Genomic DNA, 22716 nt, shown 5'->3' with positions numbered 1-22716 from the left:
CCTTTCACGCGTCCCACCAGGACCGGTCGTCGCCGTGCCCGTGCTTGAGGATGGCAATGATGGCCTCCGCCGTGAGAGGCCTAGGGTTGTTGGCGGTGAGCCGGGTGGCGAGCATTGCCTGCTCGGCTACGAACTGGAAATCCTGCGGATCCAATCCGAGGGCATCGAGGTTGAGCGGGACTCCGAGGGCGGCCAGGATCTCCTCGACGCGGACGATGGCAGCGCGCGCTTGTTCGGTCTCTGATGACGTTGGGTCCGCGACCCCGAAGATGCGGCCTATCTCGGCGAAGACCGAGACCCGTGCCGGGAGGTTGAATCGCATGATGTAGGGGAGAAGGGCCCCCACGCCGAAGCCGTGCGGGGTATGGGTGAGGTTGCCGATCGGGGACTGGATCGCGTGGGCTCCGGCCGTCCCGGCGGTGTTGATGGCCATACCGGCACAGAATGCGGCTAGCATCGTGTCGGCCCGGGCGCTCAGATCCGACGGGTCCGCCGCGACGCGTTCGAGCGAGGTGTTCAGCAGTTCGAGACCCGTTCGGCAGTACATGTCGGTGAGACGGTTCTTGCCCACATACAGGTGGCGCTGGATGTCCTCCGCGTCCGGGTTCTTGGAGCGGTCGGTGAACGCCTCGATGAGGTGCGAGAGGGCGTCGGCCCCCGTCGCCGCCGTGAGACCCGGCGGGCAGGTGAGCGTGAGTTCGGGGTCGACGAATGCCGCATATGCCTCGAGATGAGGGCTCGCAACACCAACCTTCATCCCTCGATCTGCGTCGAAGACCACCGCGATGCAGGTGACCTCGGCCCCGGTTCCGCCCGTCGTCGGAACGGTGAGCAGGGGCAGTCCGGGGCCTGGCACGAGGTGCTCGCCGTAGTAGTCGCGGATGTCGCCGCCGTGGGCGAGAACCAGCGCGGCTACTTTGGCCATGTCCAAACAGCTCCCACCGCCGACGCCGATCACGACATCCACGTCGGCTTCGGCATACCGCTTTTGGAGGGCCATCACGTTGCTTCGGGGAAGGTCCGGCTCGGTCTCCGCGAAGACCGATACGCGGACGCCGCGGGACTCGATTGTCCGAGCAATTTCAGCGAAGTCGTCCGTGTCGGCCATACGCGAATCAGTGCAGACCAACGCATGTTCCCCAAGGGATTCGACGATGCGCGGGATCTGGAAGCGCTGGCCCGGGCCGAAGTAGACCTCCTTCGGCTGGCGCAGCAGCCCGAGGCCGATGACGTTGTCGATCGATGATTCCATCAGTGCATCCCCTTGGTCGTGTCGATGGTGAGCGCAACGTATTTGCGCTCGAGGAATTCGTAGATCCCGTCGTGGCCTCCCTCGCGTCCGAGGCCTGAGGCTTTGATGCCGCCGAAGGGCGCCGCTGGGTCGGCCATGATCCCGCGGTTGACGCCGACCATGCCGAAGTCGAGATGCTCGGCGATGGCGACGGCGCGCGATAGGTCGTTGGTGAAGAGGTAGGCCGAGAGGCCGTAGGGGGTGTCGTTGGCGAATTCGAGGGCCTCTTCCACGGAATTGACCGTGTAGAGCGCCGCGATCGGGGCGAAGAGCTCCTCGTGTTGGAATTCGTGCCTGGTCAAGGGGAAGCGCAGCACGGTCGGCTCGAAGAAATATCCGTCGTGGTCGGGCGCGGAACCTCCTGCGAGGAGTTCGGCCCCGATGCTCCGGAACGACTGCACTAGCCCCAGAGCGCGCTGGCGCTGGCGCTCTGAGATCATCGGGCCCACTGCGACCTCTGGGTCAAAGCCGTCGCCGACCCTCAGCTCTCGGGACCTTGCCACGAATTTCGCGGTGAACTCCTCGGCGATCGCAGAATGCAGAATGATGCGGTTCGCGGCCACGCAGGCTTGGCCGGCGTTTCTGAACTTGCAGGCCACGGCCTGGTCCACGGCGAGGTCGATGTCGGCGTCATCGAGGACGATGAAGGGGCCATCACCGCCAAGCTCCATGGAGGAATTCACGATGTGCTTGGACGCCTGCCCCAGCAGGGTCTGGCCCACCTGGGTGGAGCCCGTGAAGCTCACCTTGCGCAGGCGGTCGTCCTCCATGAGCGCCGCAGAGACGTCCGCGGACGTCGTCGTGTGGATGAGATTGACGACGCCGGCCGGGAACCCCGCGTCGTGGAGGGCCTGCACGAACAGGGCTGCAGTGAGAGGAGTCTCGCGCGCTGACTTCATCACCACCGTGCAGCCGGCGGCGAGCGCGGCGCCCGCTTTCCGGGCCGACATGAGCAGCGGGAAGTTCCACGGCGTGATCAAGAGGCTAGGGCCCACGGGCTGGTGTGTTTCGATGACCCGGTAACCTCCGGGCGAGCCGTCCTGATAGGTGCCGTGCAGATGGGCGATCTGTTCGGTGTACCAGAGGAAGAACCCGGCCGAGAGCGCAAATTCGGACTCCGCCTCGCGGCGCGGTTTTCCGCTCTCGGCCACCATGATCTCTGCGAACGAGTCCGCCCGTTCGATCAGGATGTCGTGGGCTCGGTGGAACAGGTCTGCTCGTTTCCGTGGGGCCCAGGCCCGCCACGATGCGGCCGCTTCCACCGCGGCGTCCAGGGCAGCCTTGGCCTCGTTCGGCCCGCCTTCGGCGATTTCCGCGAGAATGCTTCCGGTGGATGGATTGTCGACGGCGAACGTGTCCCTTCCGGGGCCCCACTCGCCGTCGATGTAGAGTCCGGTGGGCACTCTATGGCCCCGAATGGCAGTTGTAAGAGCTTCGAGGGTCCGTGTTGTGGTCATGGCTTTGCCCTAACTTCGTGATGTGTGAATCAGCTGGCTTGTGATTTTGTTTGCCTGAGTGCACGCTCGTTTTGTAGATGGATTGCTTGCCGCAGCAACCTGGATGGGGCCTGGCGTTGAGGCAGGAATGGCGACGAAGGAGTTGCTACGTGAGTTCGGACCCATCCGCCCTCGTGAGGTCGTGGGAAAGGTCGCAGGCCGCATTGGGCGAGCCCCAGAACGTTGTGGAGGTGCCGCACGTCCCAGAGAGCGTCTTGGACGAGCACCTCCTGGAGATGTTCGCCGCGCCTCTGAATCGCTTCGCTCACGACCTCGAGGGCACGGGCCTGGGACTTCTCCTGGCAGATTCCCGGGGCCAGATACTCCAGCGTTGGTACGAGGACCGCAAAGCCATGGTGCTCTTCGATCGCGTCGGAACCGTGCGCGGCGCGGTTCTCGCGGAGAACGTCGTCGGCACCAACGGTGTAGGAACCGTCGTCGCGACGGGCAAGGCGACCCAAGTCCGGGGCGAGGAGCACTTTGCCGAGTTCTACCGCGACGTGATCTGCACCGGCTCGCCCGTGCTGCATCCGATCACCGGGAAGCTCATGGCCGTCATCACGCTCTCCTCCGATCTGACCCCCCGAAGCGACCTGCTCATGCCGCTCGTGCGCTCCGTGACGACTCAACTTGAGCAGCAGCTGCTCGCGCTCGAACACCCGGCCTCCCGCGCCACACTGAGCGCGTTCATGAACATCACGCGCCGTCAGGGAGATCCGGTGGTCGCCTTCGGCCCGCAGGGCATCATGCTCCAGAGCGCGAGCGCTCGGCAGATCAGCGAGACGGACAAGACCCTGCTGCACCAGCTCACGGCTGAGACCCGTCCGGACGGGCGCTACGCACTGGAGCTCTCGTCCGGCCGCGCCGATATCGAGATCCAGAACATCGGGGCGGGCAACAGCATCGTCACGGTGTCCGAGGCGCCGCCGCGCTCGCAGCACCTGGCCATTCCACGGCCCGCGCAGCGGCTTGTGGGCAGGTCGCCCGAGTGGCTCGAGCTCGTGAACAAGGTCGAGCACCTTCGCGACCGCCGAGAACCGGTCATCCTCGTCGGCGAGCCGGGTGCCGGCAAGACGTCGCTGGCGCTCGGAGCCCCATCCAAGTCCGGCGTGGTCTCTCCGGCAACTGCCTTGGTCGATGCCGCCGAATCCCACATCCTTGGGACCCGCCACTGGCTGGGAACGCTGTCCGACGCTCTCAGCAGCGGCGCGCGCAACGTCGTCGTCCGCGGCATCGACACTCTGGACGCGCCCGCGGTTGACGGCGCCAGGGCCCTGCTCGAGGCAAACCCCGGGGCGGCCACCGTCATCATGACGCTGAGCGCCGAGTCCCTCGCGGACTCGGAGTTCCTCCGGCTCAAGTTCGGGTCCATTGCCCTGTGGGTGCCTCCGCTGCGTGACCGCCTGGGAGACCTCGAGGAGCTGTGGGATGCCCTGGCCCTCGCCGTCGCGCCCTCGGCGCGGCTGAAGCTTGCCCCTGACGCCCTGGCGGCGCTGCGCCGGCATGAATGGCCCGGCAATGTCAAAGAGCTTCGCCAGCTCATCAGCCAGCTCTCCTCCGCGGGGAAGACGGGCCTGCTCTCCGCCACAGACCTGCCGATGACGATGCAGAGCCAGAAGAACCTGAGCCTCATCGAGCGGGTCGAGCTGGAGGCCATCCGCAAGGCCTTGGCCGAGGCGAACGGAAACCGGGTTCTCGCTGCCGACATCCTGGGCGTCTCCCGCGCCACCGTCTACCGGAAGATCAAGGCATACCGACTCGACTCCGAATGAGGTGCGCAGCCGCCCGGCTTCCAGGGGATTCAGCGGTCCGACCATGACGTCTCGAGTTCCCAAGGCTAGATCGTCGACGGGATGAGCGCGGACGTGCGCCGCTTCACGGCCCGCACGACGGCGGGCACAAGCTCGCGCAGGATGACCACAGCGAGCAGCACGGCGGCTTGGATGACCAGTTGGAGCGGCTCAGGGGCGCCCAAGGCGCGCAGGAGCTGGCCGAGCTGGGTGAGGAACAGAGCGGCTACAGCCGAGGAGACGACCGCAGCGCGTCCGCCGCTGAGCGCTGTCCCGCCGAGCACCACGGCGGCGACGGCGGGCAACAGATAGTTGTCCCCGAAGAAGAGCGGCGGTGTGGCCACGTAACCCGTGTAGAGGACCGCGGCCACGCCGTAGAGCGCGCCGGCGAACGCGTACGCCGCGGCCTGGTAGAGGCTGACACGCAGCCCGATCACTGAAGCTGCCGCCTCGCTGATTCCGACGGACGTGAGCCTGCGCCCAACCACCGACCGGTGGGAGACGAACCCGGCCACAGCGACGATGGCGATCGCGACCAGCAGGGCGTTTGGCACGCCGAGCGTCTTTGACGTGGCGAATCCCGTGAGTTCCGGCGCGGCCCCCGCGGGCGTGCCGTTCGAGAGCGCGAAGACGGTGCCCAGGAGCGCGGCGTTCATGCCGATTGTCACGACAAGGGGCATGACCTTGAAACGGGTCACGAGGATCCCGTTGACCAGCCCAGCCGCGGCCGGCAGAGCGATCGACGCGACTACTGAGGCTCCAACGGGCCAGCCGAAGTTCTGCGGGAGGCCCGAGACCAGCACGCCGCCGAAGGCCAGCATGCCGGGCACCGAGAGGTCGAGCCCGCGCTGCTGTATCACGAGGGTCTGTCCGATCGCGACGATGGCGAGGACCGCGGCAAAGGGAAGCATGCCGAGCACGGGGGCCGGATCGAGGCTGCCTGGAGCTACGAGCGGGCTGGCGAGGAACAGCGCGGCGGTCGCGAGCCAGATGGCCGCCGAGCCTCCTGAGAGGACTCGCTTCATGCCGAGATCCACCCTGATGAGATCACGTGTCGTGGTCATGAGTTCTTCCTGATCCTGCGTAGCTGGGCGTAGAAGACGGTGGCTCCGATGGTGATGAGCCCTGGGAGCCAGTAACCCCAGGCGCCTGAGAGACCCAGGAACGCGGGGAGCCCCAGCACCTGAGCCACCAGGAGCGCCGCGGCCACGATGCTGATGAAGGAGCCTCGGCCGCCGAAGATGCTGGCGCCCGCGAGGACGACCACAAGCACCGATGAGAGAGTGAAGGGCAACGCCGGTCGGCCGTCTCCGATGCCGATCTGGGCGAGCAGCAGCACTGAGGCCGGCACAACCAGGAGCGATGTGAGGGCGTAGGACGCGAGCCGCACGCGCCCGACCTTGATGCCGAGCCGTTCGGCAGCGTCGGAGCGCGACCCGACAGCGCGGAGCTCGAGCCCCCATCGGCTCCGCCGCAGGGCCCATTCGAGACCCAGGGCGACGAGGATCGCGAGAACAGCCGCCACGGGGACGAAGCCTATGTTGGAGTAGACGAGGGCCGTGAAGTCCGCGGGTACACCGCCCCCCGGGGTGTCGCGAAGGATCAGGAACGCTCCTTGAAAGGCGAGTGCGGTGGCAAGCGTCACGATGACGGGATTCAGGTTGAGCCTCGTGACGAGGATTCCGTTGGCCAAGCCGGCCACCAGGGAGCCCGCGATCATGACGACGAGCCCCACGAGGACGTTGCCGCCGTCGATGATGAAGAACGACGAGGACACCACGAGGAACCCCATGAGGGGACCGACCGAGAGATCGAAGCCCGCACCTAGTACGACAACCTGCTGGGCGGTTCCGATGAGGATCAACGGCGCGGCGATGACGAGGAGATTGTTGAGGCTGAAGGGCGAGAGGTACACCGCATTGGTCAGGCCGACGAGCGCCGCGATGGCGAGGATGAGGGAACCGAGGACGACGGCGGGGGACTGATCCCCGCGCAGCCAGCGGCGGAGGCGGTTGGCCCGCGACATCGAGGGAGCCTCGCGCTTGCGCACCGAGGTCGAGGTCAGGGCAGCGTGGGCGATCGCCTCCTCGGTGACGTCTTCGCCGTCGATCTGCGAGATGACCGAGCCGCGCGACATGACGAGCACCCGGTCGCAGAGGCCTTCGAGTTCAACCCCGTCCGAAGACAGCATGACGACGGCCGTGCCGCGGTCCGCCATCTCCCTGATGATGCGGTAGATGTCAACGCGCGCCCCTGCATCCACTCCTTGGGTTGGATCCTCAGCCAAGAGCACAGCCGGCTCGGAGAGCATGGTGCGAGCGAGGACCACCTTCTGCTGGTTTCCCCCGGAGAGCGAGGAGACCTGAGTCCGGTGGGAGGGGGTCTTGATGCCGAGATGCGCGATCTGCCGCTTTGCGGTCTGCGAGATCCGGCCGTCCCTGACGATGCCCGCCGTGGCGGCTCTGGTCAAGGTCGTCATCGAGATGTTCTCGCCGACGCCGAGGGGCATGAAGAGGCCTTCTCCGTGCCGGTCCGAGGGTACATAGACGATGCCCGCGGCGGAGGCTGCCGTGCTGCTTCCCAGGCGGATGCTGATTCCGCCGACGTTCACTTCGCCCGTGGCGCGGTCGACCCCGGCGAGGGCACGGATGAGCTCCGCCTGCCCGTTCCCTTGGACGCCCGCCACGCCGATGATCTCGCCCTGCCGAACGCTGAAGGACACGTCATGGAAGTGCGAGCCGGACAGGCCGGAAACTTCCAGCCGCACGTCGTCGCCAATTGATCCGACAGCAGACCCCTTGGGCGGGAAGACCGTGTCCAAGGCGCGTCCGACGACGAGTTCGACGATGTCCTTCTCGGTCACCTCGTCAGCGTTGAACGTTCCGCGGACCGCGCCATCGCGGAGCACGGTGAGCCGGTCGGCGATCTCCTTCACCTCGGGGATGCGGTGCGAGATGTAGACGACCGCGGCGTCCCCTGCGACGAGTTCCCGGACACGCCGGAACAGCCGCTGGACTTCTTCCGCGCTCAAATGCTCGGTGGGCTCGTCGAGGATCAGGACCTTGGGCCGCAGTGCGAGCGCCTTGGCGATCTCGACGACAAAGCGCTGTTCAACCGAGAGGTCCGAGACCCGGCTCTGGGCGCTGATGCCCATCTGCCAGGGGTCGAGGAGCTGCTGCGCCCATGTGGGAGCCTTTCGGATGCCCCCTGCGGACCGATAGCCGACGCCGATGGCCATGTTCTCCGCGACCGAAAGATCCGGCAGCAGGGCCGGATCCTGGCGGACGATACCGAGCCCGAGTTCTCGGGCCTTCTCCGGCGAGGCCGAACCGAGGGGGCTCCCGGCGATCTCGACGGATCCCTCGTCTGGAGCCAGCGCACCCGACGCGACGGCCATGAGGGTGGACTTTCCCGCGCCGTTCTCTCCGACGAGTGCGTGCACTTCGCCGGATCTGACCTCGAGCGAGACGTCCTTGAGTGCGCGGACGCCCGGGAAGCTCTTGACGATTCCGCTAAGCCGCAGGGCAACGCTGCCCGCAGCCGCGGTGTCTCCAGCGAGTGTGTCAGGGGACTCCGCCTCGACATATTTGGTTTCGGTCACAGCCTTCTCCTTTCTCTCTCGTCTGGTCTCACTGGGCGAGGTAGCCGCCGTCGATGACAAGCTCGGATCCCGTCATGAAGCTCGACTCGTCGCTGGCCAGGAACAGGGCGCCGCACGCGATCTCCTCAGGAAGCCCAGGTCGGCCCATGGGGGTCATGCCGACCACGAAGGCGTTGACCTCGGGGGCCTGGGAGTCCGTGAGCGGCGTCGCGATAAAGCCGGGGTGAAGTGAATTCACGCGGATGTTCTGGGACGCGTACGTGATCGCGGCATTCTTTGTCATGGTTCGCACGGCGCCCTTCGTGGCGTGGTACGCATGGGCTCCCGAGACGGCGGTGTTGCCCCAGATCGAGGAGACGTTGACGATCGAGCCGCCTTTCTGAGCGATCATCGTCGGCACGACCTCTCTCATGCCCAGCCAGACGGCGGTCTGGTTCACGGCGACAACCCGGTCCCATGCGGCGAGCGTGAGGTCATCGACCGGTTCATACGCGATGATCCCCGCGTTGTTGACCAGGACGTCGATCCGGTCGTGCTCGGAGAGGACGGTTGAGACGAGTGACCCCCACGAAGCCTCGTCCGCTACATCCTGCCGGTGGAATTCGATGCCGTCGGGGAAGTCGGCATGTTGTGACTGGCTGGTCGCGATGACCGTAGCGCCCTCGCGGGCGAACGTCTCAGCAATGGCGCGGCCGATGCCGCGGCCCGCGCCGGTGACGATGGCAACTTTGCCCTGCAAGCGATTCATGGTGGCTCCGGTATGGAATAGGGGGAATGGGGGTGGGAGCAGCCAGCGTCGGGAGGTTCACCGACCGACGCTGCCAATCTTCCGCTACTTGGCGAACAGGGCCTTGAGCTGGTCGACGCTCAGGCCTGACGAGAGGATCGCGTCGTTCGGCAGATCCTTGTTGCAGACGGGCATCCTGGACGTGTCGGTCGAGTCTTCGATGATCTGCAGGTTGTAGGTCGAGGGTTCCGTGTCGACGATGCCGTTGAAAGCCGCGAGGCCCTTGTGCAGGGCGGGGATGGCGACCCAGTTGCGCGAGGACTCGGTCGCCACCTCGAAGCTCGGCTGAGATGGGTGGTACTGCGACCACAGGCAGGCGAACTGATTTGAATCATTGGCCGACCACACCGGAATCGGCTTGCCTGCCTCGACGAAGGCCTGGACCCCGCCCACAGACCCCCCGCCGTAGTCTGCGACGATGCCGTCGATGCTTCCGAACTTGGTGATGAGGCCGGCAACGACCTGCTTCGTCTTCCCCGGCTCCCAGCCGGTGTCGACCGGGACATCCCCCATCTGTGCGTTCAGAAGCTTGATGTCCGGGTTGGCGGCGACCGCCTTCTTGACGCCCTCATACACTGCCTGCGAGTACGGATTCCCGGCCTGGCCGCCGAGCATCACGAGATTGCCTTTGCCATGCATCTGCTTGATAGTCCAGTCCGCGAGGCCCTTCCCGTACGTGTTGACGTCTTCAGAGACGAAGTCCACGTAGTCGGTCCCGGCCTGGCCGCCGGGGGAAGCCACAATGGGGACGAACTTGACGCCCGCGGCCGTGGCCTTCTTGATGGTGGGCAGAAGCGCGGGGCCGGCATCTGGGAACGAGACGATGACGTTCACTCCTTGGGCGACGAGCGAGTTGATGTCCGCGATTGCCTTCTGCGTGTTCCCCTGGGCATCCGTATAGCTGATGCTTGTGATGTTGGAGCACTTCTTGGCCTCGGCCTCGAATAGCGCTCGAGTGATCTTCCGCCAAGAATTACCTCCGAATCCGTCGGCAAAAGCCACCTTGATCGGCTTTGTGCCGCAGAACTTCGAGACGTCTTGAATCTGATTCTGCGTCCCCACAATTCCGACCTGCTGGCCGGCCACGGATTGAACTGAGGCGCCGGCGGTCAAACTGGAGGAACACGCCGTCATGGCGAGCGCGCCGGCGAGGACGAGGACGCCAACTGCGGTCTTCTTCACTATGGGACCTTTCTTGAGAAGTGTTGGTGGATTCACGCCGCGTCGAAACTGAAAACTGCGGTGTCGTTGCGCGAGGCGCCGCGCGCCGAATTGCGGGCAATCTGGCGCTCACGCGCCCGGTCGTCGGCTACAGCGATGCCGTAGCGGGCGACGTCCTCCAGATAGCTCTGATGCTCGGTGTTTGCCGCAATCAGGCGGAGTCTGCTCATCATCGCCGCAGCCCCTCCGTTTCCGTGAGTCGAGTTTTTCGGGTGGTGATTCCATGATTCCAAGAGGCGGGCAGTGTGTTCTGCATCACGTTGAGACGGCGGTGTCTCATTTTGAGACAGCCCTTCATGAGGCCCTGGCGCATGTGCAAGCTTGAATTCGGAGGGCGTGAACGCAAGAAATCCCACATGAAGGAGCCAAAATGTCATCGCCGACACCGACCGATCTCCTCGGCGAGATCTATTCCCAATGGATTGACGAGATCACCAAGCACCCAGACATGTCATTGCGCCTGCTGCGCATCATCTTCGATGACTGGCAGAGGGCGACGGCAGAGCCCGAGGATGTCAGTTACCGGCATACGTCGATCGGCGGAGTGCCAGGCATTCTCGTGACCCCGCTCGAGAGCGATCCATTGCAGGTCCAGATCCTGATGCACGGCGGCGGATTCGCTCTGGGGTCCTCAGCCAGCCATCGCAAGCTGGCCGGCCACCTCGCCAAGGCCTGCGGGACGGTGAGCTTCGTGGCCGACTTCCGGCTCGCGCCCGAGCACAAGTTCCCGGCGCAGATCGAGGACGGCGTCAGCATCTACCGTGCACTCCTCGAACAGGGCTATCGGCCCGAGGACATCACGCCCGTGGGCGACAGTGCGGGCGGAAACCTCGCGATCAGCCTGACCATGGAGCTCGGCGCGCTTGGTCTACCGCTCCCAGGACAGGTCATCACGATGTCGCCCTGGCTCAACATGCACAATGACGGCGTCACGATCGAGACGAACGACGCCACCGACTTCCTCATCGCACGCGAAGGCCTGCTGGCGAACATCGACCGGTACATCGACGGCGCAACCGAGCCGACGAACCCACGTGCGAACCCTCTCTATGCCGACTTCACGGGCTTTCCGAGGCTCTACATCTGCGCGGCCGACACCGAGTCGCTCTTCGACGACAGCGTGCGCCTGAACCGCCGCGCGCTCGACGCCGGTGTGGACGTCACGTTCTCCATCGGCCACGGCATGCAGCACGTCTACCCATTCCTCGCCGGCCGGCATCCACGCGCCGATGAGGAGATCCAGCTCATCGCGGAGTGGTACCGGGCCAGTCGGACTGCCGAAGGAAGGCAGGGCGCGCCCGAGCTCGTCGACACCACATCATCCTCCACCTTCCAGAACTGAAAGGCAGCATCAAGTGACCACGAACAGCAGCTCCGATCGATCCCCGAAGCTGGTCCAGACGGACTACGACAGCGTCGTCATCGGGGCCGGATTCTCCGGCCTCGCGCTCCTGCATCACCTCCGCGAGATCGGGCAGCGTAGCCTCGTCGTGGACGCCTTGGACGGCATCGGGGGCACGTGGTGGGCGAACAACTACCCGGGCGTTCGCACGGACAGCGAATTCCAGTACTACTCCTTCTCCTTCTCGAAGGAGGTCAGGGACGAATGGACCTGGACCGAGCGCTATCCTGCCGGCGCAGAGGTCCGGGCCTACCTCAACTTCGTCGCGGACCGCCTCGACCTCCGCAAGGACATCCGTCTGAACACGCGTGTCGAAGAGGCGCGCTACGAGGAGGACACCAACATCTGGACTGTTCGGTTCGAGGATGGGACCGCGCTGACCACGAAGTACCTCATCAGCGGCATGGGCGTCCTATCCCAGCCCATCTGGCCGTCGATCCCCGGCATCGAGGCGTTCGCGGGAGAGAAATACCACACCGCGCAATGGCCTCGTGATGGCGTCAGCCTCAGCGGGAAGCGAGTCGGACTCATCGGCCTCGGGGCCTCTGGCATCCAGATCGTGCCGACCATCGCCCCGCAATGCGAAGAGTTCTACGTCTTCCAGCGGACGCCCAACTTCGTCGTCGAGACCACCAACGAGCAGGTCGACGATGCGGCGATGGCCAGCGTCCGGGAACACTACGACGAGATCTTCGCCCGCGCGGCGGCCCACCCCTTCGGCGTGGACATGGTCTACGTGCAGAAGAGCGCCCTCGAGGTCACTCCAGAGGAGCGCGAGCGCATCTTCGAAAGCAAATGGAATGAGGGCGGATTCCACTTCGCGAACGAGTGCTTCAACGACCTCGCCACGAACCACGAATCGAGCGAGCTGGCCTCGGAATTCATCCGCAAGAAGATCCGCGAAATCGTCACCGATCCAGTGGCCGCCGAGATCCTCTGCCCCAAGGACTACTCCTTCAACGGCAAACGCGTCCCAACAGGACACGGCTACTATGCGGCGTTCAACCGCGAGAACGTGCATTTGGTCGACGTGAAGGCCGACCCCATCACCGAAATCACCCAGCGGGGTGTCAAGGTGGGCGAAACCGAGTACGAACTCGATGTGCTGATCTTCGCGACCGGCTTCGACGCGATGACCGGGACGCTCACGTTCATCGACATCGTAGGCCGCGACGGGCTCGTCCTGCGCGACAAGTGGGCCGCCGGCATCCGCAGCAACCTCGGCATCTCCGTCAACGGCTTCCCCAACTTCTTCATGTCCCTCGGGCCCACGACTCCCTATTCGAACCTCCCGGTGCCCATCCAGCTCGGTGCCCAATGGATCGCCCGAGCCATCGACTTCGCCGAGAGCAGTGGGATTGAACGCCTCGAGGCCACCCCGGAGTCGGAAGACTGGTGGGCCGCCGAAGTCGACCGCGCCGGCCGAGCGACCGTCATGCATTCCGAGGGCCTGAAGGCCAAAGCATGGTTCATGGGTGAGAACGTCCCGGGCAAGCCCGCTGAGTTCCAGGTCTACATGGGCGGAGGCGGCGTGTACCAGCAGTTCTGCCGTGACGCCGAAGAGAACGGCTACATCACGTTCCTGGCCTCCGAAAGAGTCGCTGAGCCGAGCGCCGTCTGACATCCATCCGCCCGCCGGGACCGCTGCCCGGCGGGCGGAGCACCTCGCACAGCAACAGGGGCTGATACAGAAAGGAAGCCAGATGGGAAGACTGAGCGGGAAGGTGGCCGTGATCACCGGTGCGGGCTCGGGGATGGGCCGTGCCACGGCGGAGCTCTTCGCCGCCGAAGACGCCACGGTCGCTGTGACGGACCTCAGCGTGGAAAGCGGAAAGAAGACCACTGCGGCCATCGAAGCGTCGGGAGGCCGAGTCCGATTCTGGCAGATGGACGTCTCAAGCGAGCCAGATGTTGCCCAGACCTACGCTGAGATCGGGGCCGAGTACGGGACGATCGACATTCTCGTCAACTGTGCCGGCGTGATCGGCCCGGACAAGCCAACTCACGAGCTCTCCGAACGGGAATGGGACGCGCTCTTCGACGTCGATGTGAAAGGCGTCTTCTTCTCCACGAAGCATGCCCTGCCCTACATGATGTCCAAGCAAGCTGGATCGATCATCAACTTCTCGTCCATCTACGGCCTCGCCGGGAACGACGAATTCACCGCCTACCACGTGGCCAAGGGCGCTGTGGCGATGATGACAAAGCAAGATGCCGCCATCTATGGAAGACACAACATCCGTGTCAACTCCGTGCATCCGAGCACCGTGCTCACTCCGCTGGTCGAAGGAATCGCAAACGAATTCCCGGGCGGAATGGACGAGTACGAAAAGGTGAACACCGCGAACCAGTCGATCAGAAGACTGGGACGGCCCCTGGACGTCGCCTACGGCGTGCTCTACCTCGCCTCCGATGAGTCTTCTTGGGTCACGGGAGTGAATCTTCCAATCGACGGGGGGTTCATGGCACGATGACCCATGCACCAAAGCCAGACACCATAACTGTTTATGGCACTGAGACCTGCGCGGACTGCCGACGTTCGAGGTCGCTCCTTGAAGGGCTTGGCGTCGCCTACGACTGGATCGACCTCTCGAACTCGCCAGACGCCGCCGCTCAGGCCCAAGCCATCAGCGGTCGCACCTCCACCCCGGTCATCGTCTTCCCCGGTGGCGGTATAGTCCAGGTCGAACCCTCGGACCGGGAGTTGCTCGAAGAACTCGCCAGAAGAGGCCTGTCGGTACATCGGCTGTAGATCCCGAAAGCTGCTTTCTTGCTCGTTCTTCTGGCTGGGGCCCATAACCGATCGACTAGAAAGAGGTGAGAGGGTCAGACATGACTCTTGATGCCCTGCGGGCACTTCCAAAAGCCGAGCTGCACCTTCACATTGAGGGAAGCCTGGAGCCGGAACTCGCGTTCAGCCTTGCCGCTCGCAACGGGTTGGAACTGCCCTTCGCCGATGTTGACGAGCTTCGCGAGCGGTACGAGTTTGCTGACCTCCAATCGTTCCTTGATCTGTACTACGCGTGCATGACAGTCCTGCGGACCGAGGCCGACTTCCGCGATCTGGCGCTCAACTACCTTGAACGAGCCCACAGGGACGGGATACGCCATGTCGAGATGTTCTTCGATCCTCAAGTGCATGCGGCAAACGGCGTTCCCGTTGACGTCGTCATGGATGGACTGCTGTCGGCACTCGAAGCCGGCCTTACCCGGTTTGGGATTACCGGCGGACTCATCCTGTGTTTCGTTCGCGATCTCCCGGTCGCCTCGGCTGCCGCGACTCTCGAGTCCGTCGCACACCGGACCGGCGACCTGCTGGGTGTCGGACTGGACTCCGCGGAAGTCGGCTATCCGCCGTCGCTGTTTGAAGCCGTCTTTGCGCGGGCGGGCGAGCTCGGCCTGCACCGGGTCGCCCATGCTGGAGAGGAGGGCCCAGCCGAGTACATCGTCGAGTCGTGCGAGCGCCTCAACGTCGAGCGTATCGACCATGGCATCAGGGCCGTCGAATCCCAAGCCGTCATGGACATGCTTGTGCGTGATCGCATCCCGCTCACGGTCTGTCCATTGTCCAACGTCCGACTGCGAGCGGTGGAGCACTTAGGCGCGCATCCTTTACGCCAATTGTTCGATGCCGGCGTCATCGTCACGATCAATTCCGATGACCCTGCGTATTTCGGCGGGTATGTCGTCGACAACTACTCCGCTCTTGCGGGCGTCGACTACACGCTGCGGGAACTCGCGACAATGGCCAGGAATTCGATTGCGGCCTCCTTCGCGAGTGAAGCAAGGAAGACCGAGCTTCAAGACATGCTAGATCGTTGGGAAGAGGTCTACCTGGGCTGAGCGCTACCCCTTGGACTATTGGAGGACGAGCCGCCACCGCTGCGTGACGTTTCCGGTCGGGCCCCACTGGTCGGCCTTCTCGGTCGGCAGGGGGAATTAGAGTGGTGGCCATGGCTGAATCGGCGTCCTCTCCGCGTGCTCCCGGGGTTCGGGAGGTCGCGGCGGTCGCCGGGGTCTCGCGGCAGACGGTCTCGCGGGTGCTGAACGACTCGCCAAGCATCCGGCCGGAGACCCGCGAGCGGGTCTTGGCGGCGATGGCGGAACTTGAGTTCCGCCCGAACCGCGCGGCGAGGATGCTCACGACGGCGCGCTCGCGCACGCTCGGGGTGCTTGCCTCCTCGGCGTCGTCGCTGTATGGGCCGGCGTCTAGCATGGATGCGGTGGAGAATGCCGCCCGAGAGGTGGGCTATTTCGTCACGGTGGCCCATGCCGCCGCCCCGGTGCCGGAGGAGATCCTCCGCGCGCTGGGCCATCTGATGGACCAGTCCGTCGACGGGATCGTGGTCATCGCGCCCCAGCGGCGGGTTCAGGAGGCGATGGCGTCGGTGCGCTTCGAGGTGCCGACCGTCGAGCTGCACGGCGCGGGCACGGGGGACGAGGCCGGCCTGTTCGTGGACCAGGCCGAGGGAGCATGGCTTGCCGTCCGGCACCTTCTCGACAAAGGCCACCGAAGGATCCTGCACGTGTGCGGGCCGCTGGACTGGGCCGAGGCGCGGGCGCGGCGTGATGGGTTCCTCCTCGAGTGCGAGGCCGCCGGAGCCGAGGCCATCGTCTCGCGCGAGGGCGACTGGACGGCGGCCTCGGGTGCCGGGATCGCTGCCGAGTTCCTCGCAGACCGGACCATCACGGCAGTCTTTTCCTCGAATGACCAGATGGCGCTGGGAGTGCTGCACGCCGGACGACGCGCGGGTCGTCGCGTTCCGGGGGACCTCGCCGTCGTCGGCTTCGACGACATCCCGGAGGCCGCCTTCTTCACGCCGCCGCTGACGACCGTGCGGCAGGACTTCGCCGAGCTCGGCCGCCGCGCCGTCGCCCGCCTCGTGGCCATGGTCGAGGGCCGCGAGCTTGCGTTCGCCGAGCCGGTCGCGCCGGCGCTCATCGTGCGCGAGTCTGCCTGACCCTTGCCACCTGTGGTGGTCAAGGCATACTGTTGAGCAACAATGTGACCGGTCACATCAGAGCTACGTGAGGAACATCGACATGACGCCAGAGCCGGCGCCCGCTCGCAGCGCGATTCTGGAGGCCCGCACCGCGCTGGGGATCGAGTTGGGGTCGACGCGCATTAAGGCGTGCCTCGTCGATGTCGACGATCCCTCGCTCGTGCTGGCGGTCGGCAGCCACGAGTGGGAGAACGAGTTCGCCGACGGGATGTGGACCTACCCGCTGGGGTCTGTCTGGTCCGGCCTGCAGGCCGCCTACGCGGACCTGATCCGGGACGCCGAGCGCCGCCACGGGGCGCGCCCGGAGGCCCTCGGCGCGATCGGGGTTTCGGCCATGATGCACGGCTATCTCGCGTTCGACGCCGAGGACGAGCTGCTCGTCCCGTTCCGCACGTGGCGCAACACGACGACCGGTCCGGCGGCGGCGGAGCTCACCGGGCTCTTCGGGGTGAACATCCCGCTGCGCTGGTCGATCGCGCACCTGTACCAGGCGATGGTCGACGCCGAGCCCCACGTGGCCCAGGTCCGTTTCTGCACGACGCTGGCCGGCTACGTCCACTGGCGCCTCACGGGCCGGAAGGTCCTCGGGGTGGGGGACGCCTCGGGCATGTTCCCGATCGACCCGGGAACGAAGTCCTACGACTCCGGGATGGCCGCCCGCTACGACGAGCTGGCCGGGGGACGGGTGCCCAAGCTCGCCGAGCTGCTGCCCGAGGTGCTCGTCGCGGGCCAGCCGGCTGGCGAGCTCACCCCCGAGGGCGCGCTGCTCCTGGACCCGACGGGGGCTCTGAGGCCGGGCGTCCCCCTGTGCCCGCCCGAGGGGGACGCGGGCACCGGCATGGTCGCGACCAACTCGGTCGCGCCCCGCACCGGAAACGTCTCCGCCGGCACGAGCATCTTCGCGATGGTCGTGCTCGAGCGCCCGCTCGCCGGCGTCCACCATGAGCTGGACCTCGTCGCGACCCCGGCGGGGGATCCGGTGGCCATGGTCCACTGCAACAACGGCGCGAGCGAGCTCGCGGCCTGGGCCGGGCTCTTCCACCGCTTCGCGGCCATCACCGGCTCACCCCTCGACGCCGACGCGGTCTACACGGCGCTGTTCTCCGAGGCGCTCGCAGGCGAGCCTGATGCCGGCGGGCTCCTTGCCTACAACTACCTGGCCGGCGAGCCGATCACGGGCCTCGAGCGCGGGCGGCCTCTCGTGGTGAGGACGCCCGACAGCCGACTGACCCTCGCCAACTTCGTCCGGGCACAGCTTTACGGCGTCTTCGGCACCCTCGCCCTCGGGATGCGGGTGCTCGCGGACGAGGGGGTCGGCCTTGACCGGATGTACGCGCACGGGGGCTTGTTCCGCACCGCCGGGGTCGCTCAGCGGTTCCTCGCCGGCGCGCTGGACGCGCCCGTGTCCGTCGCCGAGACCGCCTCGGAGGGCGGGGCGTGGGGGATCGCGGTCCTCGCCGCCTACGTCCGCGCGGCGGAGGCAGGCGCCGGGAGCGCGGGCCTCGGCGCCTACCTGTCCCAGCGGGTGTTCGGCGCCTTCGCCGTCGAGACCGCGGAACCGAACGACGACGACGTCGCGGGCTTCGCGTCGTACCTCGAGCACTATCGCGCGGGGCTGACGGTCGAGCGGGCCGCCGCCGACGCCGTCGCACTGAAACACGCCGTCGCACTGAAACACGCCACCCCAATGAAGGGAGCCACGCCATGACCGGCAGCCCACTCGAGGCCGAGATCACGCGGCTGCGCGAGGAGGTCTGCGCCCTGCACGCGGAGCTGACCCGGTATGGGCTCGTGGTGTGGACGGCCGGTAACGTCTCGGCGCGCGTCCCCGGTCACGATCTCATGGTCATCAAGCCCTCCGGCGTCTCGTATCAGGACCTCGCCCCCGAGCTCATGGTCGTGACGGACCTTCATGGCGTTCCCACGGATTCGCTCCCGGGGGATTCTCTGCCCGGGGAATCCGGCGGCGAGTGGGGCAACCCGGGCCTCTCGCCGTCGTCGGACACTGCAGCGCACGCCTACGTGTACCGTCACATGCCCGAGGTCGGGGGAGTCGTGCACACCCATTCGACGTACGCGACCGCGTGGGCCGCGCGCGGCGAGCCGATCCCGTGCGTGCTGACCATGATGGGCGACGAGTTCGGCGGGGACATCCCCATCGGGCCGTTCGCGCTCATCGGCGACGACTCGATCGGGCGCGGGATCGTCGAGACGCTGCGCAACTCGGCGTCTCCCGCTGTGCTCATGCAGAGCCACGGCCCGTTCACGGTCGGCCCGACCGCCCGGGACGCCGTCAAGGCCGCCGCGATGTGCGAGGAGGTCGCCCGCACCGTGCACATCGCCCGGCAGCTCGGCGAGCCGCTCCCGATCGCGCCCGAGCACATCGCCTCCCTCCACCACCGCTACCAGAACGTCTACGGCCGCTGACGGCCACCAGGAGATCACCCATGACTCGAGAAGTCTCTCTCGACGCCTACGAGGTCTGGTTCCTCACCGGAAGCCAGCACCTGTACGGCCCCGAGATCCTCGCCCAGGTCGCGGACCAGTCGCAGCTCGTGGCGAAGACCCTCGGCGCGCACCCCGACATGCCCGTGCGGCTCGTGTGGAAGCCCGTGCTCACCGACCCCGACGCGATCCGCCGGACCGCGCTCGAGGCCAACGCCGACGACCGCGTGATCGGCCTCATCGCGTGGATGCACACCTTTTCCCCGGCGAAGATGTGGATCGGCGGCCTGTCCTCCTTGCAGAAGCCGCTCCTGCACTTCCACACCCAGGCCAACGTGGAGCTCCCGTGGGGAGAGATCGACTTCGACTTCATGAACCTGAACCAGGCCGCGCACGGCGACCGCGAGTTCGGGTACATCCAGTCCCGCCTCGGCGTGCCGCGGAAGACCGTCGTCGGGCATGTCTCCGACCCCCGGGTCGCCGAGCGCATCGGCACGTGGGCCCGCGCCGCCGCGGGATGGGCCGCCACCCGCTCCCTCAAGCTCGCCCGCTTCGGGGACAACATGCGCTACGTCGCCGTCACCGAGGGCGACAAGACCGAGGCCGAGCTGCGGTTCGGGGTCCAGGTCAACACCTGGAGCGTCAACGAGCTCGCCGCAGCGGTCGACGGCGCCGACCCGGCCGACGTCGACGCGCTCACCGCCGAATACGAGGACCTCTACGACGTCGCGCCCGAGCTCCGCAAGGGCGCCGACCGGCACCAGTCGCTCCGGGACGGGGCCGCGATCGAGCTCGGCCTGCGCTCGTTCCTCGACGAAGGCGGGTTTGGGGCGTTCACGACGAGCTTCGAGGACCTCGGCTCGCTCAGGCAGCTGCCCGGCCTCGCGGTTCAGCGGCTCATGGGAGAGGGCTACGGCTTCGGCGCCGAGGGCGACTGGAAGACCGCGATCCTCGTCCGCGCGGCCAACGTCATGGGCGCCGGGCTCCCCGGCGGGGCGTCCCTCATGGAGGACTACACCTACGACCTCACTCCCGGGGACGAGCGGATCCTCGGAGCCCACATGCTCGAGGTGTCCCCGTCACTCACGAGCGCCCAGCCCACCCTCGAGGTCCACCCGCTCGGCATCGGCGGCAAGGACGACCCCGTCCGGCTCGTCTTCACCGCCGACCCAGGCCCCGCCGTCGTCGTCGCCCTCTCCGATCTGCGCGATCGGTTCCGCCTCGTCGCGAACGCCGTCGACGTCGTCGAGCCCTCCGCGCCGCTGCCCAAACTCCCCGTCGGGCGCGCGGTGTGGAAGCCCGCCCCCGACTTCCACACCTCCGCCACCGCGTGGCTCGAAGCCGGCGCCGCCCACCACACCGTCATGAGCACCGCCCTCGGCATCGAGGCCTTCGAGGACTATGCCCGCATGGCCGGAACCGAGCTCCTCGTCATCGACCAGGACACGACCGTGCGCGGCTTCACCCGCGAGCTCGAATGGAACGCCGCCTACCACCGCCTCGCGCGGGGCCTGTGAGAGAGGGTGCAAACTACAGCTATGGATGCAAGCGCCACCTCCCTCGCGTCCGATGCGGCAGCTTTGGCCCGCGTCTCGGCCGCAGGACTGCACGAGATATCGGCCGGAGGCTACGCTGCGGTCATCACGACACACGGAGCCGCACTGAGGAGCCTGACCCACGAGGGCCGCGACCTTGTTGTCCCCTCCCCGGCAGGGCAGCCGATCCCGGACTACCGAGGAGTGATTGCCGCGCCATGGCCGAACCGCATCGCCGACGGGCTCTACAGGTTCGACGGCGAGGAACACCGTCTCGGAGTCAACGAACCGGAACGCGGCTGCGCTTTGCACGGATTGGTGTTCGACCGCCAATGGTCGGTCTCCGCCGCTGGGAGGAACTCTGTGACCCTCTCGCTCGAACTCGAACCAGACGCAGGGTACCCATTCGCCCTCCACATCGAGGCTTCATACATCCTCGATGCCGACTGCGGCCTGCAATGGGAGGTGCGCGCGCGGAATACGGGGAACCGTGCAGCCCCCTACGGAGTCTGCCCGCACCCATACCTCGTCGCGGGGAAGGCGCCACTGGACGACTGGGAGCTCGAGGTCCCCGCGAACCGGTTCCTGGAGGTCACTCCGGATAGGCTCCTGCCCATCCAGGAGCGGCATGTCGGAGGCGACGCCTTCGACTTCCGCTCCGCCCGGCCGATTGGCCCAGTCGAAATCGACCACGCGTTCACGGGGCTCGGCTTCGACGCGGACGGCACTGCCCGCGTCACGGTCAGAGACCCGGCACACGGCACGGGGGTGGTGATGACGTGGGAGGCTGCGTGCCGCTGGCTGCAGATCCACACTGCCGACAAGGCGGCCCCCGCCCCCAGCCGGATCGGCTTGGCCGTGGAGCCCATGACCTGCCCGCCCGACGCCTTCAACAGCGGGACCGATCTCATCGTCTTGGCGCCAGGAGAACAGCACACCGCTCGATGGGGCATCAACGCCCTGGAAGCGTAGACGAGACGGTTGGGGCGCTTACCGATGCCCGCTCGATGAGGTGTGCCCGGAGCGGGAGCTGCTCCGCGGGAACTCGATGTCCGAGCCTGCGGAGCAGCGCCCTGGCAGCCTCGCGCCCCATGTCGTAGACCGGCTGGGCCACAACAGTCAGGGGAGGCTCAATGAGCTCGGTCCAGGCGAAGTCGTCGTACGCCACGACAGAGATGTCCTCCGGGATTCGCAAGCCTCGGCGCTTGATCTGTCCGAGCACCCTGAGCGCGATGAGGCTGTCCGAGCAGACGACGGCGGTCGCGGGCTCCGCCTGATCGAGCAACTCGGCGCACGCGGCGGCGAGGGCGTCGTCAGAGGTCGCGTTGAGCTTCACGAGGGCAGGGTCCCACTCCGAGCCGGCCTCCGTGAACGCCCTTTCGATGCCGTCCACACGGTCCGCGACCGGGGATAGGCCGAGGTCCATCCCGCGCTGGTACGCGGCCTTCACGCGCTGGCTCGACACATAGCCGATGCGACGGTGGCCCGTGTCGAGGAGGAGGCGCCCGACCTCAAGGGCCGCGTCGGCGAAGTCGACTCGCACGGTATCGAGGGCCAGGCCGCGAACGCCGCGGTCGAAGAGGACGACGGCGCGCCCGTGGGCCTGCGCCGATTCGAGGTGGGAGGTGTCCGTGCTCGAGCACGGGGCCACGATGAGGCCGGCCACCCGCTGCTGGAGCAACTCCTGGACGGCCGCCACCTCGTTGGCCAGGTCTTCGTCGGTGTTTACGAGGACGACGGTGTAGCCGGCGTCTCGGACTTCGTCAGAGATGCCGCGCAGCGCGAGCCCGAAGTGGGCGTTCTCGATATCGCCGACGACGACACCGATCGAGTTGGAGCGGCCGGTCGTCATGCTCTTGGCGAGCTGGTTCGGCCGATAGCCGAGCCCCTCGGCCGCAGCGATCACGAGGGAGAGCACCTGCTCGCTCACCGCGCCATAGCCGCCCAGGGCCCGTGCCGCCTGTGCCTTCGACACCCCGGCGGCGCGCGCCACATCGGCGACGGTGGCCTCTTTCGCTGACTGCTCGCGCTTCGTCACATCCCCATCCGATCCGATAAAAGAGATTGACGCCACACCGTGACGTAAGTACAGTCACATCATCCCCCAAATTGAGACCGGTCTCAACCTAAGGCGCTGAGACCGGT

At 66.5% G+C, this 22716-nt stretch carries 19 protein-coding genes; 11 read left to right on the top strand and 8 right to left on the bottom strand.

Annotated features, from left to right (window positions below):
- Window positions 1-4 precede the first annotated feature (4 nt).
- Window positions 5-1252: an iron-containing alcohol dehydrogenase gene (locus SPF06_RS10865; protein ID WP_323279076.1), complete on the bottom strand. Its 1248-nt coding sequence runs from the start codon at window positions 1250-1252 to the stop codon at window positions 5-7.
- Window positions 1252-2694 (bottom strand): NAD-dependent succinate-semialdehyde dehydrogenase, encoded by a 1443-nt coding sequence (locus tag SPF06_RS10860; RefSeq protein ID WP_323279075.1) that lies wholly within the window; start codon window positions 2692-2694, stop codon window positions 1252-1254. The genes SPF06_RS10865 and SPF06_RS10860 overlap by 1 nt, the downstream gene beginning before the upstream one ends.
- 203 nt (window positions 2695-2897) lie before the next feature.
- Here SPF06_RS10860 and SPF06_RS10855 point away from each other — a divergent pair, with 203 nt between their 5' ends.
- Entirely contained in the window at window positions 2898-4559 is a 1662-nt protein-coding gene (locus SPF06_RS10855) for a sigma-54-dependent Fis family transcriptional regulator (RefSeq protein ID WP_323279074.1), read from the top strand.
- A gap of 65 nt (window positions 4560-4624) precedes the next feature.
- Here the strand turns inward: SPF06_RS10855 and SPF06_RS10850 are convergent, their stop codons facing one another.
- The 5 genes from SPF06_RS10850 to SPF06_RS10830 all read right to left on the bottom strand — a co-directional run bounded on the left by SPF06_RS10850 (window position 4625) and on the right by SPF06_RS10830 (window position 10359).
- Complete coding sequence (locus SPF06_RS10850; RefSeq protein WP_323279073.1) at window positions 4625-5641, bottom strand: ABC transporter permease; 1017 nt, start codon at window positions 5639-5641, stop codon at window positions 4625-4627.
- On the bottom strand, window positions 5638-8178 hold the full coding sequence (locus SPF06_RS10845) for an ATP-binding cassette domain-containing protein (RefSeq protein WP_323279072.1): 2541 nt from the start codon (window positions 8176-8178) through the stop codon (window positions 5638-5640). The genes SPF06_RS10850 and SPF06_RS10845 overlap by 4 nt, the downstream gene beginning before the upstream one ends.
- Window positions 8179-8206: 28 nt before the next feature.
- Complete coding sequence (locus tag SPF06_RS10840; protein ID WP_323279071.1) at window positions 8207-8926, bottom strand: SDR family NAD(P)-dependent oxidoreductase; 720 nt, start codon at window positions 8924-8926, stop codon at window positions 8207-8209.
- 84 nt (window positions 8927-9010) lie between these two features.
- Window positions 9011-10147, bottom strand: coding sequence for a substrate-binding domain-containing protein (locus SPF06_RS10835; RefSeq protein ID WP_323279070.1), 1137 nt, complete (start codon window positions 10145-10147; stop codon window positions 9011-9013).
- A gap of 32 nt (window positions 10148-10179) precedes the next feature.
- Window positions 10180-10359, bottom strand: a complete 180-nt coding sequence (locus tag SPF06_RS10830; protein WP_323279069.1) for a hypothetical protein — start codon at window positions 10357-10359, stop codon at window positions 10180-10182.
- A 197-nt stretch (window positions 10360-10556) separates the two neighbouring features.
- On the opposite strand from SPF06_RS10830, the gene SPF06_RS10825 reads away from it, so the two are divergent.
- From SPF06_RS10825 to SPF06_RS10780, 10 genes are all read left to right on the top strand, one after another.
- Entirely contained in the window at window positions 10557-11528 is a 972-nt protein-coding gene (locus tag SPF06_RS10825; protein WP_323279068.1) for an alpha/beta hydrolase, read from the top strand.
- A gap of 13 nt (window positions 11529-11541) precedes the next feature.
- Window positions 11542-13209, top strand: a complete 1668-nt coding sequence (locus tag SPF06_RS10820; RefSeq protein ID WP_323279067.1) for a flavin-containing monooxygenase — start codon at window positions 11542-11544, stop codon at window positions 13207-13209.
- A gap of 82 nt (window positions 13210-13291) precedes the next feature.
- Window positions 13292-14062, top strand: coding sequence for an SDR family NAD(P)-dependent oxidoreductase (locus tag SPF06_RS10815; RefSeq protein WP_323279154.1), 771 nt, complete (start codon window positions 13292-13294; stop codon window positions 14060-14062).
- Window positions 14059-14340 (top strand): glutaredoxin family protein, encoded by a 282-nt coding sequence (locus SPF06_RS10810; RefSeq protein ID WP_323279066.1) that lies wholly within the window; start codon window positions 14059-14061, stop codon window positions 14338-14340. The genes SPF06_RS10815 and SPF06_RS10810 overlap by 4 nt, the downstream gene beginning before the upstream one ends.
- Window positions 14341-14420: 80 nt before the next feature.
- On the top strand, window positions 14421-15431 hold the full coding sequence (locus tag SPF06_RS10805; RefSeq protein ID WP_323279065.1) for an adenosine deaminase: 1011 nt from the start codon (window positions 14421-14423) through the stop codon (window positions 15429-15431).
- Window positions 15432-15541: 110 nt separating this feature from the next.
- Window positions 15542-16549 (top strand): LacI family DNA-binding transcriptional regulator, encoded by a 1008-nt coding sequence (locus SPF06_RS10800; protein ID WP_323279064.1) that lies wholly within the window; start codon window positions 15542-15544, stop codon window positions 16547-16549.
- An 82-nt stretch (window positions 16550-16631) separates the two neighbouring features.
- Entirely contained in the window at window positions 16632-18299 is a 1668-nt protein-coding gene (locus SPF06_RS10795; RefSeq protein WP_323279063.1) for a xylulokinase, read from the top strand.
- On the top strand, window positions 18296-19018 hold the full coding sequence (locus tag SPF06_RS10790) for an L-ribulose-5-phosphate 4-epimerase (protein WP_323279062.1): 723 nt from the start codon (window positions 18296-18298) through the stop codon (window positions 19016-19018). Before SPF06_RS10795 ends, SPF06_RS10790 begins: the two co-directional genes overlap by 4 nt.
- A 20-nt stretch (window positions 19019-19038) precedes the next feature.
- Window positions 19039-20553: an L-arabinose isomerase gene (gene araA, locus SPF06_RS10785; protein WP_323279061.1), complete on the top strand. Its 1515-nt coding sequence runs from the start codon at window positions 19039-19041 to the stop codon at window positions 20551-20553.
- Between the two features lie 21 nt (window positions 20554-20574).
- The gene (locus SPF06_RS10780) at window positions 20575-21543 is read left to right on the top strand and encodes an aldose 1-epimerase family protein (RefSeq protein ID WP_323279060.1); all 969 of its coding nucleotides are present in this window, start codon (window positions 20575-20577) and stop codon (window positions 21541-21543) included.
- Here the strand turns inward: SPF06_RS10780 and SPF06_RS10775 are convergent.
- Window positions 21524-22609: a LacI family DNA-binding transcriptional regulator gene (locus tag SPF06_RS10775; protein ID WP_323279059.1), complete on the bottom strand. Its 1086-nt coding sequence runs from the start codon at window positions 22607-22609 to the stop codon at window positions 21524-21526. The two genes, SPF06_RS10780 and SPF06_RS10775, sit on opposite strands and share 20 nt — an antisense overlap.
- Between the last annotated feature and the right edge of the window lie 107 nt (window positions 22610-22716).

The sequence above is a fragment of the Sinomonas terricola genome (assembly GCF_034931225.1).
Classification (GTDB): domain Bacteria; phylum Actinomycetota; class Actinomycetes; order Actinomycetales; family Micrococcaceae; genus Sinomonas; species Sinomonas terricola.
This window is presented reverse-complemented; position numbering and strand designations above follow the sequence as displayed.

Coding starts and splice junctions, on each gene's coding strand:
- araA (WP_323279061.1), top strand. CDS start 19,039: ATGACTCGAGAAGTCTCTCTCGACGCCTACGAGGTCTGGTTCCTCACC.
- SPF06_RS10800 (WP_323279064.1), top strand. CDS start 15,542: ATGGCTGAATCGGCGTCCTCTCCGCGTGCTCCCGGGGTTCGGGAGGTC.
- SPF06_RS10850 (WP_323279073.1), bottom strand. CDS start 5,641: ATGACCACGACACGTGATCTCATCAGGGTGGATCTCGGCATGAAGCGA.
- SPF06_RS10790 (WP_323279062.1), top strand. CDS start 18,296: ATGACCGGCAGCCCACTCGAGGCCGAGATCACGCGGCTGCGCGAGGAG.
- SPF06_RS10815 (WP_323279154.1), top strand. CDS start 13,292: ATGGGAAGACTGAGCGGGAAGGTGGCCGTGATCACCGGTGCGGGCTCG.
- SPF06_RS10830 (WP_323279069.1), bottom strand. CDS start 10,359: ATGATGAGCAGACTCCGCCTGATTGCGGCAAACACCGAGCATCAGAGC.
- SPF06_RS10865 (WP_323279076.1), bottom strand. CDS start 1,252: ATGGAATCATCGATCGACAACGTCATCGGCCTCGGGCTGCTGCGCCAG.
- SPF06_RS10810 (WP_323279066.1), top strand. CDS start 14,059: ATGACCCATGCACCAAAGCCAGACACCATAACTGTTTATGGCACTGAG.
- SPF06_RS10795 (WP_323279063.1), top strand. CDS start 16,632: ATGACGCCAGAGCCGGCGCCCGCTCGCAGCGCGATTCTGGAGGCCCGC.
- SPF06_RS10825 (WP_323279068.1), top strand. CDS start 10,557: ATGTCATCGCCGACACCGACCGATCTCCTCGGCGAGATCTATTCCCAA.
- SPF06_RS10780 (WP_323279060.1), top strand. CDS start 20,575: ATGGATGCAAGCGCCACCTCCCTCGCGTCCGATGCGGCAGCTTTGGCC.
- SPF06_RS10805 (WP_323279065.1), top strand. CDS start 14,421: ATGACTCTTGATGCCCTGCGGGCACTTCCAAAAGCCGAGCTGCACCTT.
- SPF06_RS10840 (WP_323279071.1), bottom strand. CDS start 8,926: ATGAATCGCTTGCAGGGCAAAGTTGCCATCGTCACCGGCGCGGGCCGC.